12 protein-coding genes are annotated in these 14210 nt (G+C 38.0%); 10 read left to right on the top strand and 2 right to left on the bottom strand.

What is annotated here, in order from left to right; translation table 11 throughout:
• Positions 1–2: 2 nt before the first annotated feature.
• Positions 3–560 carry a hypothetical protein gene (locus ACQ7EO_RS08640; RefSeq protein ID WP_004822427.1) on the top strand — a complete coding sequence of 186 codons (558 nt, stop codon included), beginning with the start codon at positions 3–5 and terminating at the stop codon, positions 558–560.
• A 50-nt stretch (positions 561–610) separates the two neighbouring features.
• Here ACQ7EO_RS08640 and ACQ7EO_RS08635 read toward each other — a convergent pair whose 3' ends face one another.
• Positions 611–1363: a hypothetical protein gene (locus ACQ7EO_RS08635; protein ID WP_434279396.1), complete on the bottom strand. Its 753-nt coding sequence runs from the start codon at positions 1361–1363 to the stop codon at positions 611–613.
• Positions 1364–1475: 112 nt separating this feature from the next.
• Positions 1476–2312, bottom strand: a complete 837-nt coding sequence (gene ppsR, locus ACQ7EO_RS08630) for a posphoenolpyruvate synthetase regulatory kinase/phosphorylase PpsR (RefSeq protein WP_004719361.1) — start codon at positions 2310–2312, stop codon at positions 1476–1478.
• Between the two features lie 154 nt (positions 2313–2466).
• Between ppsR and ppsA the strand changes: the two genes are divergently transcribed.
• The 9 genes from ppsA (at position 2467) to ACQ7EO_RS08585 (ending at position 14162) form a co-directional block, all read left to right on the top strand.
• Positions 2467–4845 (top strand): phosphoenolpyruvate synthase, encoded by a 2379-nt coding sequence (gene ppsA, locus ACQ7EO_RS08625; protein WP_004719359.1) that lies wholly within the window; start codon positions 2467–2469, stop codon positions 4843–4845.
• A gap of 373 nt (positions 4846–5218) precedes the next feature.
• Positions 5219–5998, top strand: a complete 780-nt coding sequence (locus ACQ7EO_RS08620; RefSeq protein WP_434279395.1) for an RDD family protein — start codon at positions 5219–5221, stop codon at positions 5996–5998.
• A 295-nt stretch (positions 5999–6293) separates the two neighbouring features.
• Entirely contained in the window at positions 6294–7358 is a 1065-nt protein-coding gene (gene cyoA / locus ACQ7EO_RS08615) for a ubiquinol oxidase subunit II (protein WP_004822435.1), read from the top strand.
• 3 nt (positions 7359–7361) lie between these two features.
• Positions 7362–9353, top strand: a complete 1992-nt coding sequence (gene cyoB, locus ACQ7EO_RS08610) for a cytochrome o ubiquinol oxidase subunit I (RefSeq protein ID WP_004719352.1) — start codon at positions 7362–7364, stop codon at positions 9351–9353.
• A 4-nt stretch (positions 9354–9357) separates the two neighbouring features.
• Positions 9358–9978 (top strand): cytochrome o ubiquinol oxidase subunit III, encoded by a 621-nt coding sequence (cyoC, locus tag ACQ7EO_RS08605; protein WP_004719350.1) that lies wholly within the window; start codon positions 9358–9360, stop codon positions 9976–9978.
• A complete protein-coding gene (cyoD, locus tag ACQ7EO_RS08600) occupies positions 9975–10301 on the top strand; it encodes a cytochrome o ubiquinol oxidase subunit IV (RefSeq protein WP_171066910.1) in 327 nt (108 codons plus the stop codon). The genes cyoC and cyoD overlap by 4 nt, the downstream gene beginning before the upstream one ends.
• Before the next feature lie 6 nt (positions 10302–10307).
• Complete coding sequence (cyoE, locus tag ACQ7EO_RS08595) at positions 10308–11186, top strand: heme o synthase (protein WP_004719345.1); 879 nt, start codon at positions 10308–10310, stop codon at positions 11184–11186.
• 86 nt (positions 11187–11272) lie between these two features.
• Positions 11273–13405 (top strand): hypothetical protein, encoded by a 2133-nt coding sequence (locus tag ACQ7EO_RS08590; RefSeq protein ID WP_434279394.1) that lies wholly within the window; start codon positions 11273–11275, stop codon positions 13403–13405.
• A gap of 7 nt (positions 13406–13412) precedes the next feature.
• Positions 13413–14162, top strand: coding sequence for a DUF3142 domain-containing protein (locus tag ACQ7EO_RS08585; RefSeq protein WP_434279393.1), 750 nt, complete (start codon positions 13413–13415; stop codon positions 14160–14162).
• The last annotated feature ends 48 nt before the right edge of the window (positions 14163–14210 follow it).

Below are 14210 nucleotides of genomic sequence, written 5' to 3'. Positions count from 1 at the left end.
ATATGCTCGATAGGAAAAAGAGTCAAAATGAAGGTTTTTTTCAAAATCAGCCGGAATTTTTCAAGCATTATAAAGGTAAAATTATTGCATCTACTGAGATTAAGCTCACCGATTTTACCGGTTTAAACGTGGCAATTATTGGTGCAAATCAACTTACAGTCACACACCTTAGCCACGTTTTAAACAGTGCTGAATTTGTAAAAGTGTTTCAAATAACACCCGCTTTTATTTTACCGCAAACTGAAAAAGGGGTTCAAAAGTTAATTTCGCACCCTTTGATTATCAAAAATCGTCGCTTGTTTAATCATCGTGTTAAATCAATGTTGGCGATTCGTTATCTAGAGTCGCAAGTTCAGGAACAATGGTTAAAACGTCAGTTGATGCCGAACTCTGCATTAAAGAGTAAAGTGTTTTTAAAATCAGATACCTACTATACAGCGTTACAACGTAAAAACTGTAAATTAATCACTTGGCCAGTCGTTAAAATTACTGAAAATGCAGTACAAAGTATGGAAGGAATTGAACATTTAGTGGATGTGATTATTACCACTTACGAATAATAGTTTGAGAAGGTTTGAACTTAAGAGGCTTTTAGGCCTCTTTTATTTAATTATTTGACCACACCACTGTAACGATAACCCTGTGGAGCTTTTTGATAACGTAAATAGTTATTGGTCAATTTTCCTGAAGCATTCACCACCAATATATCAATATTTTTTAAGTCTTTTGAGATACGGATAAAATCTTCAGCAGAACGCTCCCATTCCTGACAATCATTTTCAACACCAATTGAATCAAGTTTTTGAGTCTTGGTTTCAAAAATGGGGTGCGCGACAAATTTGCCGTTGTTCAATACAAAGGAGTGAATGCGGTAGCCCCTTGAACAAGTACTATTAATAAATAGACTGGTGACTAAATAAACGTCCTGATTTTTAATTTTGACTTGCGCAATTTTATCGATAAATCCCACTTGAGCTAACTCTTGGGACGCCAATCCATTGCTTGGCTTCACTTGAATTAAACTATATGGTTCTCTCATCGTTCCCCCAGCAGAAACGTCCATCGTATAAAATTTGATTTTTCGATCAGGACTGTAATGGATATCCAGCATATTTTTTTCAGTGAGTTTTGCAAACGAATATGCAAAACTCGATGAATCATTTTTTATTTTATTTTCAATTTCACTGGAAATTTTTTCATTGTACTGATCACATTCACCACGCCCTGAACAGGATTTTTGATAGTATTTTTCAACCAAACCATTTTCAAAATTGCTCAATGATTCAGCATTGGTTTGTTGTGCAAATATACCTTGTACACTTACAAGCATGAAAAATGAACTTACTTTTAATATCTTATTCATATAACAAATCACACTATAAAAAATAATAAACATAAAAGAAAAAGAGCCAAATCTTGATTCAGCTCAATACTGTTGTTACACCACATCACACTTCAAAAATTATAAGGATGGATTATCCAATACGACGTTTAAGCCCTGTCATTTGTAAAACACGGGTTGAAATTTCTTCAATCGACATCTCTGAAACATTTAAATATTTAATCCCTTCAGAAATATAGATCCCTTCAACAGCACGTAGCTCCATCTGACACTGCGAAAAACTCGCATAACGACTATTGGCTTTACGTTCAGAACGAATGGCAACGAGACGTTCAGCATCAATCATCAAACCAAATAGTTTATTTTTATGTTCTTTCAGTACTGCAGGTAAACGATTATCGTCTAAATCTTCTTCGGTTAATGGGTAGTTTGCAACTCGAATACCAAACTGCAAAGATAAATAAATTGAAGTTGGGGTTTTACCAGAACGCGATACGCCGATCAGGATTAAATCTGCTTTGTCATAATGGCGGGTACGTGCTCCATCATCGTTATCCAAAGCAAAATGAACAGCATCAATACGTGCTTTATACGACTCAGAATCCGTCACAGCATGGGTTTGTCCGACTAAAGTTGTAGGCGGTGTACCTAAAACGTCCGACAACTTACTAATAAGCCCTTCAAAAACATCAAGATTTACTGCATTTGCAGTATTAATAATGTCACGAACATAAGGGTCAACCAAAGTATCGAATACCAAGGGTTGTTGACCATCTTTATCCGCCCTTTTATTGATTTCTTCGACCACATTCATTGCAGCTTCTTCAGAGGTAATATAGGGAATAATATGGATATCAAACTTTACATGAGGAAATTGCGCTAATAATGAATGCCCAAGGGTTTCAGCTGTAATCGCTGTACCATCAGAAATAAAAAATACGCTCCGCTTTATTTGGTTACTTTCTGACATTAAAAATCTCCTCAAACATTTGTCTTAGCGATGTATAATCTTTATAGTAAGCCCATCTTACATGACTATCACTTAGTTGAATCAAAATGCTAAGTTTTTTGTTATAATTTCATGCCAAGATAGTGATTAATACTGCATAAGTGGAGTAACAACTTTGGAAGCACGCGTAATCGGTCTGGAAAAACTAGGTAAACACGACGTTGAGATCGTGGGTGGTAAAAACTCTTCACTTGGGGAAATGATCAGTCATTTAGCAAATGCTGGTGTATCAGTTCCAGGTGGATTTGCAACGACTGCTGATGCATATCGCGAATTCCTAGAGCAAAGTGGCCTAAATGCTAAAATCAATGCAGAACTTGCAGCATTAAATGTTGATGATGTAATCGCACTGGCAGAAACTGGTGCAAAAATCCGTCAATGGATTGTAGAAACTCCACTTACTACAGGTCTAGAGACTGAAGTTCGCGAAGCATTTGCTGCCCTTTCTAACGGTAATCCTGACATCGCTGTTGCGGTACGTTCTTCTGCAACTGCTGAAGACTTACCAGATGCTTCATTTGCGGGTCAACAAGAAACTTTCTTAAACATTCGTGGGATCGACAACGTTCTTATCGCAATTAAAGAAGTTTTTGCTTCACTTTATAATGACCGTGCCATTGCTTACCGTGTACACCAAAATTTTGCACATGATATTGTTGCGCTTTCTGCTGGTATTCAGCGTATGGTTCGCTCTGAAACGGGTGCTGCAGGTGTAATGTTTACACTTGATACAGAATCTGGTTTCCGTGAAGCAGTATTTATTACTGCTTCTTACGGTTTAGGGGAAATGGTTGTACAAGGTGCAGTAAACCCTGACGAATTCTATGTTTCTAAGCCACTTCTAAGAAATGGCAAACATGCCGTTATTCGCCGTAATCTTGGTTCTAAACACCAAAAAATGATTTATGGTGAAGAAGGTGCTGCGGGTAAATCTGTTGTCGTTGTTGATGTTGAAAAAACAGATCGTCAGCAATTTGCTTTAAATGATTTAGAGCTTCAAGAACTTGCTAAACAAGCCTTGATCATTGAAGAACATTATCAAGCTCCGATGGATATCGAATGGGCAAAAGACGGTGATGATGGTCAAATCTATATCGTTCAAGCACGCCCTGAAACGGTAAAAAGCCGTGAGAATGTCGGCACAATGGAACGTTACCTCCTTAAACAAAAAGGTACAGTTCTTTGTGAAGGTCGTTCAATTGGTCAACGTATTGGTTCTGGTAAAGTTCGTATCGTTACCTCAATTAAAGAAATGGACAAAGTACAAGAAGGTGATGTTCTTGTATCTGACATGACTGACCCAGATTGGGAACCAGTGATGAAACGTGCGGCTGCAATTGTAACTAACCGTGGTGGTCGTACTTGTCATGCGGCAATTATTGCCCGTGAACTTGGTGTTCCTGCCATCGTAGGTTGTGGTAATGCAACAGAAGTGCTTGTTGATGGTCAAGAAGTCACTGTTTCTTGTGCTGAAGGTGATACAGGCTTTATTTATGAAGGTGCGTTAGATTTCGAAATTCAACGTAACTCGATCGAATCTATGCCTAAACTTCCGTTCAAAATTATGATGAACGTAGGTAACCCTGACCGTGCATTTGACTTTGCTCAAATTCCAAACGAAGGGATTGGTCTTGCACGTTTAGAATTCATCATCAACCGTATGATTGGTGTGCATCCAAAAGCGTTGTTAAACATTGACAGCCTACCACGCGAAACACGTGCGGCCGTTCTGGCACGTACTGCTGGTTATGCATCACCGATTGAATTCTATGTTGAAAAATTGGTTGAAGGTATTTCTACCCTTGCAGCTGCATTTGCTGACAAACCAGTAATTGTTCGTATGTCTGACTTTAAGTCGAATGAATATGCGAACTTGATTGGTGGTAAGCTTTACGAGCCTGAAGAAGAAAACCCAATGCTTGGTTTCCGTGGTGCGAGTCGTTATGTATCTGATAACTTCCGTGACTGCTTTGAACTCGAATGCCGTGCATTGAAAAAAGCACGTGATGAAATGGGTTTAACCAACATTCAAATCATGATTCCTTTTGTACGTACAGTATCTGAAGCGAAACGTGTTATTGAGTTATTGGCTCAGAACGGTCTTAGACGTGGTGAAAACGGTCTTAAAGTGATCATGATGTGTGAGTTACCAACAAACGCATTACTTGCTGAACAGTTCCTTGAACACTTCGATGGCTTCTCTATCGGTTCAAACGACTTAACTCAGCTAACACTTGGTTTAGACCGTGACTCTGGTATCGTTTCTCACTTGTTTGACGAACGTGATCCAGCAGTAAAAGCATTACTTTCTATGGCAATTCATGCTTGCCGTAAAGCGGGTAAATATGTAGGTATCTGTGGTCAAGGTCCTTCTGATCACCCTGATCTTGCAAAATGGTTAATGGAACAAGGTATTGAATCTGTTTCATTAAACCCAGACTCAGTTTTAGATACTTGGTTCTTCCTTGCTGAAGAAAAGATTAAACAATCTTAATCAAAGCCGTTTAAAAAGACCCTCTAGCAGGGTCTTTTTTATGTATATTTTTTTAAACTTTGATTTTAATATTCTATTAAATATCAGATTTAAGATTGCTAGTTTTTAACGTAGATACAAACATTTTATATAGTTTCTGCATTAAGTTTTCACATCTGTGTTTGAATGTTAAACCAAGTTTCAGGGGCACCCCTCTGCTGCTAAACAGGTTAATTTTTCTTGATATTTTAAGATTTCGTGTAAATTTAATGTTAATACATTCAAAAATCTAGTATACATAGTGGTTTAAAAAAGTAGGTGAACAAAGTTGCGGTTATGTTCATTTTCATCTACCAATTTTGTACTTTTAGATTTATTTTGAGAATTGAGTTTTATGCAAATTTACTTGGCGAGAAATAACCAACAAGCTGGCCCGTATTCAATTGAACAACTGAATCAAATGCTTGCAAGCCAGCAAGTACTTTTAACAGATTTAGCTTGGCATCAAGGATTAACGGAATGGAAAGCGCTTGGTGAACTTACACAAGGTAAACTTGTTTATGAGCCTATTGGTTATGTCACACCAACGTCATCAAACAACGAACAAATTGATCGTCAACAAAATCCTGCTATCACCAATATAAAAATTGAAAAAAGTACAAAAAAAATCATTAAAGCGGCACCTATAGGTAAACGAATCTCAGCCAAACTTATCGATTTTGCCCTTTTGTTTTTACCCCAATTCATCGCTATTGCTTATTTTATGCCTGAAGATGCAATCAAAGTTGCTTCAGATGGTTTTTCAGTAGACAACCAAGTTAAAATTGCTGAAATGATCAGCCAAAGTATGCCAGCCTATCTGAATATTGCTCTGATGGTCTTTGTACTTATTCTCTTGATCACTCAATGCTTTATGATTACCAAATTTGGGCAATCTATTGGTAAAAAAATATTCAAACTGCAGATTGTTGATGTCAATACCAATCAATTGCCAGGGTCGCTAAGAGGATTTTTTGTTCGTTCATTTTTATTTCTTATCCTGTCTCAAGTTATGAGCGTATTGCCTCTGATTGCCATCATTTTCATTGTTGATTTGTTCATGTTTTTCTCTAAAGAGAATTATGCATTACATGATCGTATTTCTAAAACCAAAGTTATTGATCTTTCAGAATAATTCAAATGGCGGTTATACCGCCATTTTTTATCGCTCGCCATGCACAAAATAATAATTTATGTTTTTGTTTTCTTTATAATTCCGACTAAAAATATCAGGTATTTTTACATCAATATATTCAACCTCTATGTATAGCTAAGTTTGACGATATGAGGCATAATGCCCTACAACGTAGCGGTGTCAGATCATTGAGAATGTTTTCTATTTAGAAATAATAGTCATTTTCAATCATGCGGCACTTTAATCGCTATCCCATATTTATATAGGGAATGGGACTCTTCACCGAGGTTGTAAAATGAGACAAACGACTTTAGCTGTATTGTCTTTATCTGCGATCGCCGCACTCTTAACTGGGTGTGGTGGTGATATAGTACTTCTAAACTCTAAAGGTCCAGTCGCTGAAGGTCAAAGTAGCCTGATGATGACTGCGATCTACTTAATGCTATTGGTCGTAATTCCTTCGATCTTGATGGCATTGTGGTTTGGTTGGAAATATCGCGCGTCAAATAAAGATGCAGACTATAAACCTACATGGGCACACTCTACTGCGATTGAAATTGTAGTATGGGGTATCCCGTGTATTATTATTGCTATTCTTGCGTATTTAACATGGTGGGGTTCACACAAATATGACCCTTACAGACCATTAACGAATACTCAAGGTCAGATGGAAGAACATTTAAAAATTCAAGCAGTCGCTGAACAGTTTAAATGGGTATTTATCTATCCTGAACAACAAATAGCTACAATTAACGAAGTTCGTTTCCCAGTCAATAAACCAATTGAATTTCAAATCACTTCTAACTTTACAATGAACTCATTCTTCATTCCTAAGTTAGCAGGTCAGGTTTATGCAATGGCAGGTATGCAAACTAAGTTACATATGCTTGCAGAACATCCAAGTCCAGCAGATGGCTACCGTGGATTCTCAGCAAACTATAGCGGCTATGGCTTTACGCAAATGCGTTTCAGAGCTCATGCTGTTTCAGATGCTGACTTCAACACTTGGGTAGACGCTATTAAAGCAGGTAAAGGTACTTCAATTAATCCTGAAGCGATCCAAAAAACCACGCTTGATGCGACTGAATTTGCTACGCTCAAAGATGGTGATCGTTCTAAACACCAAATTGAAGCAATGCTGAACAATGCGCATACTCCAGAAGAACTTAAAGCTGCACACGAAGCTGAACGTAAAGGTCCATTCCCTACTAAGCCTCATCCTGTGACTTATTATTCTTCAGTTACGCCTGACTTGTTCAAAAGCATTATCAACACTTACATGAGCAACTACCATGGTGCAGACCATGCAGGTGCTGAACATGCAGGTGCTGAACATGCAACTGCTTCTGTAGGGGAATAAGACATGTCTTTGTTATTAGGTAAACTCAATTGGGATGCAATCCCTAAAGAGCCGATTGTACTTGTAACAATGGTCATTATGGCTCTTGGTGCAATTGCAGTTTTCGGCGGTATCACCTATTTCAAAAAATGGGGTTACCTCTGGAATGTATGGTTTAAATCTGTAGACCATAAAAAAATTGGTATTATGTATATCCTTGTGTCTGTTGTGATGCTACTTCGTGGTTTCGCAGATGCAATCATGATGCGTCTTCAACTGTTCCTTGCAAAAGGTGGCGGTGAAGGTTACTTACATCCAGACCATTACGATCAGATCTTCACCGCACATGGTGTAATCATGATCTTCTTCGTAGCAATGGGTCTTGTTGTTGGTATGATGAACATCACTGTACCACTTCAAATTGGTGCGCGTGACGTTGCATTCCCATTATTAAACTCTGTGAGCTTCTGGTTATTTGCTGGTGCTGCTGGTTTGATGATGGTTTCACTAGTATTAGGTGAGTTTGCTGCAACAGGTTGGATGGCTTATCCACCTCTTTCTGGCATTCAATATTCTCCTGGTGTTGGTGTTGACTACTATATCTGGGCACTCCAGGTTTCTGGTCTAGGTACGCTTTTAACGGGTGTTAACTTCTTTGTTACCATCATCAAAATGCGTGCGCCTGGTATGAAACTTATGGACATGCCGATCTTTACTTGGACTGCACTTTGTACAGCAGTATTAATCATTGCATCTTTCCCAGTATTGACTGCAACAATTGCAATGTTAACACTAGACCGTTACTTCGGTTTCCACTTCTTCACCAATGAGCTTGGCGGTAGCCCAATGCTTTATGTGAACTTGATTTGGACATGGGGTCACCCAGAAGTATATATCTTAGTATTACCTGCTTTTGGTCTTTACTCTGAAATCGTTTCAACGTTCTCTCGTAAAACGTTGTTCGGTTACAAGTCTATGGTGTATGCAACGATTGCGATTACAGTACTTGCTTTCGTGGTATGGTTACACCACTTCTTTACCATGGGTGCTGGTGCCAACGTTAACGCGTTCTTCGGTATCATGACCATGATTATTGCGATTCCTACTGGTGTGAAAATCTTCTCATGGTTATTCACTATGTATAAGGGTCGTATTACCTTTACATCACCAATGTACTGGACACTTGGCTTCCTTGTGACTTTCGGTATCGGTGGTTTAACGGGTGTATTGATGGCTGTTCCACCAGCTGACTTCTTGGTACACAACTCTTTATTCTTGATCGCTCACTTCCATAACGTAATTATTGGTGGTGTTGTATTCGGTATGTTCGCAGGTATCACTTTCTACTGGCCAAAAATGTTTGGTTGGAAGTTAAATGAAACTTGGGGTAAAGCATCGTTCTGGTTCTGGTTCTTTGGTTTCTATTTTGCATTCATGCCACTTTATATCCTTGGTTTCATGGGTATGACACGTCGTTTGAATACATATGACAACCCTGAATGGGACCCATACTTAGCAATTGCTTTGTTTGGTGCTGTGCTTGTAGCAATCGGTATTGCTTGTTTCTTAATGCAAGTTATTGTTGGTTTCTTACAACGTCACGACAACATGGACAACACAGGCGATCCATGGGATGGTCGTGTACTTGAATGGTCTACTTCATCCCCTGCTCCGTTCTATAACTTTGCTGAAATTCCAAAAATCAATGGTATTGATACTTTCTGGAATGACAAAGAGAATGGTGTAGCGTATGCACGTCCTGAGAAATATGAAGATATTCATATGCCAACTGACCGTGCTGCTGGTTTTGTTATTGCCTTGTTCATTACAGCAATGGGCTTCGCTTTAATCTGGCATATCTGGTGGTTAGTCGTTGCAACTTTCCTTGGTGCTGTTATCAGCTTCATCGTAAGTTCATTCACTAAAAAAGTGGACTACTACGTACCAGCTGCTGAAGTAGAACGTATCGAAAACGAGCGTTATGCTTTACTTGAAAAACACTTGAAGAAGGACTAAGGATATGGCTGAAGTACTTCATCACGACAACCACGGACACGATGAACATCATCATCACGATGATACAGACATCACCGTCTTTGGTTTCTGGACATACTTGATGAGTGACTTGATTTTATTCGGTACACTCTTCATCGCGTTCGCTGTATTAAGCAGTCATATTCCGCCTGGTACTCCAAGTCCAAAAGAGTTATTTGGTGAGTCTTTAGGTTTCGTACTTGTTGAAACCTTTGCTCTCTTGATTTCTTCTGTGACTTTCGGTTTTGCGGTACTTGCTTCTTACAAGAAAAATGTTAACCAAGTGCTTATGTGGTTAATTATCACTTGGCTCTTTGGTGCAACATTCATCGGTATGGAACTTTATGAGTTTAATCATTTAGTTCACGCTGGTCATGGTCCTACCCACAGTGCGTTTTTATCTGCGTTCTTTACCCTTGTAGGTACGCATGGTATCCACGTAACATCTGGTTTGGTCTGGATGATCGTGTTAATGGTTCAAATCAAGAAAAATGGTTTGACTGTTCCAAATACACGTCGTCTTGCTTGCCTAAGTTTGTTCTGGCACTTCCTTGACATCGTTTGGATCTGTGTATTCAGCGTAGTTTATTTACTGGGAGCTTTATAATGAGTCATGATCATAATGCTGCTGGTGCTTCGCACGGAAACATCAAACAATACTCTATCGGCTTCATTCTTTCTGTCGTATTGACCATCATCCCTTTTGGGATGGTGATGAAAGGAATGACTGGTGGTGCAGTTGTTGCAACGATTGCGATCACTGCGATTGCTCAGGTTCTTGTACAATTAGTTTTCTTCTTGCACATGAATTCATCTTCTGAACAACGCTGGAATGTGATTGCATTCATCTATACGATTCTGACGATTGCAGTTCTATTAATTGGTTCTGTATGGATCATGAACTACTTACATTCAAACATGATGCTCTAGGGTGTCATGTTGAAAAAATATCTATTCCTGACTAAGCCAGGAATTCTCTTTGGTAACTTCGTTACCACTTTGGGCGGCTTTTTCTTAGCCGCTCAAGGTTCTGTAGATTTCCTTTTACTTCTCATCACATTACTAGGCACTACGCTTGTCGTTGCCTCTGGCTGTGTGGTGAATAATGTCATTGACCAAGACATTGACCAAAAAATGCAACGTACAATGAATCGTGCGCTCGTCAAAAAAACTATCAGCCCAACAGTTGCTTTAATTTTTTCTGCTGTGCTCGGTTTAATTGGCTTTGCTTTGTTGTGGTTTTTTGTCAACGCCTACGCATTTGGCTTTGCTGTACTCGGCTTTGTTGTGTATGTGATTTTTTATAGTCTTTGGAGTAAACGTACTACCATTCACCAAACTGTGATTGGAAGTATTTCTGGCGCAAGCCCTCCTGTAATTGGATATACTGCTGTTTCCAACGGATTTGATGTTGCCGCTTTGCTGATTTTTTTAGCTTATGCACTCTGGCAAATGCCACATTCTTGGGGAATTGCAATCTATCGATTTGATGATTATAAAAATGCAAATATTCCAATTTTACCTGTAGCCCGTTCAATTTTTCGCACGAAAGTTGAAAGTTTAATTTACGTTATTCTGTTTGCTGCAGTTTTAAATGGATTGTATTGTTTTGGCTATACCAACATTTTCTTCCTTATTACCTTTAATGCTTTATGTGCCTATTGGGTATATTTATCGATTATTGGATTTAAAGCTGAAAATGATCAGGTCTGGGCAAAAAAATATTTTTTGTATTCCGTCATTCTAATTACAGCGCTCAGTGTGAGCTTTAGTTTTAGTTATGTCTCCCCTGCACCTCATTTGCCACTGTTTTAAAAAAAGATAGAGTTCTCTCTATCTTTTTTTTATCTGCATAAATAAAATTAAAATATTAAAATTTTTATTATAACGATAGGCACTTTATGCTTTTTAAAAATAAAACACTGCAATATGTCTTTCTTGTCGGTTTACCTTTGGTAGTTCATCCTACTTCTAGCTTTGCTGGCGCTGCAGAAGAAATCGCATCACCAACTTTTGACCTAAACAACAATCAATATCGTATATTAAACCTCCCCATACTCTATCCAGCCAATGACAATAGAACCAACATGATGCTACTGCTAAGTGACAAAGGTTTAGCAAGTATCAAAGCATTTGAAGTTGATAAAATGAGTTTATGGGATACGTCTAGTGGCTTAGTCCCTTTTTACCCTACCGAATTAACTCAAGCATCTGAAAATAAAATTCCAAACAAACGTGCTTTTTATGATGCAAATGATCACGTCTATGATGAGCGCTGTATAACGCTCAAATCTGGTGCTGAAGTTTTTCTTCAACAAGTTTCAAATCACAAGAAAATATCTCAAGACGAAAAAGGCAGCTTGTTAGAACAACGAAATCAGATTAAAGATTGTCAACAAACTATTCCATTGATTCAGGTCAATGCGCAATGGACACAGTCCGCTCAACAGTATGCTTCTTATTTAAATGGGATCATTTTATTTTACAAAGCTAACTATTCCTCAGCAACTAAAATATTTACAGCCTTAAGCCAAGTTGATGACCCTTGGTTAAAAGAAACCGCTCAATACATGCTCATCCGCACATCATTAAATGAGCTGTATAGCCAGTCATTAGGAACTTATGGTGATTTAGATACTCAGAAAGTTGATCAAGCACTTCTTAAAACTTTTTTTAATCGCATTACTGATTATTTTAAGCTTTACCCTAAAGGTCAATACGTAGCCAGTGCTAGAGGCTTTTTACGCCGAGGCTACTGGATTGCCAATCAACAAGATGCGCTAGTCAAAGAGATGATTTGGCAGATGGATCACCCCAGATCAGATTATTACAATCTCGATATGTCCACATTGGCGGCCGAAATAGATCGCAAGGTATTTGGTTTAGAAAACTTCAACGCAAAAACACTCAACGATCCTTTCTTTTTAGCCATCTATGATCTGATGTATATGCGTCAGAGTGATTCTACGCAGTACCGGCCAATTAGCTGGTCCGAGTTAAATGCACAAAAACCTGTATTTAAGGAGCAACCTGAGTTGTTCCGTTATTTACAAGCCGTTCATTTATATTTTATTCAGAAAAAACCGCAAGATGCGTTAAATTATTTACCGAAACAAAAACCCAATTCCATTCAAAATTATTTAGAACTCAGCCAATATACGCTTAAAGGGGTCATTCTTGAAAAAAGTAGCGATAAAAATCTGGTTGAACAATATTGGGACCATTTACTCGCAATTTCTGCTAATCCTTATCAAAAAGCTTTGGTAGAAGTCGCCCTAGCGATTCACTATAAAAACACCAATAACCAAAATGCCTTTTTAGGAAATCATTCAAAAATCAAACAAGCCACCTTACAGAAAGCATTCATTACTCAAATTGCCGATGTCAAAGCTTTAGAAAGTATCATTACTGCCAAAGACAGTTCAGCTGATAAAAAGAATCTGGCTTTATATACATTATTAGATAAAAGCTTAATGAGTCAAAACTATGCGGTATTCAATAAAGCCTATACCACATGGTTACCTCAAGATGCCTCAGAATACAAAGCATACAACAGCAAAATTAAAGCTTATAAGTCAGAACCCCACTTCGAAGTTTTTGTTTGGAATGGTCATGAAATTACACCAACGCTCAAATGCCCTAAATTAAGCACCTTAACAGCTGGCTTAGAAAAAAATCCAAAAAATTTAACTTATCGTTTATGCCTAGGCGAATATATGCGTAATCAAGGCACTGCTTTAGAAAGTTTTTATGGTGACTATTACTATGGTCCAAGTTTTAGCCAACCGAAAAATGCCTTTACAGGTGAAACTTTTAGTCGTGGTGAGGTCTATAAAGAAATTATTAAATCCAATTCTAAAAGTGAATTACAAGCTTATGCGCTTTATCGCGCTGTGATGTGTTATTCGCCGAGCAGTATGAATGTCTGTGGTGGAAAAGAGGCCACAAAATCCACACGCAAACAATGGTATACACAAATTAAACGTGACTATCCAAATACCACATGGGCAAAATCTTTAAAATATTATTGGTAGTTGATTCATGCTTAAACAGATTTTCTCGGTTCTACTGACAATCCAATGTTGTTTAGGATTAATGGCGTGTCAACCGAGTCAATCCGCAACAGCCTCAGATCAGGTCAATGCAAATGACTATAATGCCTTTTGGATTTGGGGAAATATCAAGTCTGCGCCTTATTTAAGTAAAGCTAAGGAAATCTATATTTTACAAGGTGAAGTTAGGCTGGAGAAAAATTCCAACCAACCTATCTTGATCCAACAAGGCATTTCTGTGGTTAAAATTCCACATCAAAAAGTATGGTTAGTTTTTCGAAATCATCATTTAAATTGGCAAGGCGCTGAAATAGAAAAAATTTTACAACGCGTCCGACAGTGGGAAAGCGCAGGCAATCACATTCAAGGTATTCAAATCGACTTTGATGCACCAACTAAAAATTTAAAAGCGTATGGCTTATTTCTACAACAGCTTAGAAAGCAGTTACCACAGCATTATCAACTCAGCATCACCAGTTTGATGGATTGGGCCAATCTGCGTGATCCAGTTACACTTAGGCTATTTAGAGAAAATATTGATGAAATGGTAATTCAAACCTATCAAGGCACTACGACTATTCCAAATTATCAGACTTATTTAACCAAGGCTTCAACATTGAAACTGCCTTATAAAATTGGCTTGGTACAACATGGTAAATGGGATCAGCAACTTAAATTTGATACTGATCCAAACTTTAAGGGTTTTGTGGTGTTTTTATTACCACAAAATAAATCATGAATTAATCTAATCAATAAATTCACGTTTTTATTCAATTTAACTTCTAAT

Source organism: Acinetobacter sp. CE-15, from assembly GCF_051059255.1.
Classification (GTDB): Bacteria; Pseudomonadota; Gammaproteobacteria; order Pseudomonadales; family Moraxellaceae; genus Acinetobacter; species Acinetobacter guillouiae.
Note: the sequence above shows the minus strand (reverse complement) of the source record. Positions and strands in the feature narration are given on the sequence as shown.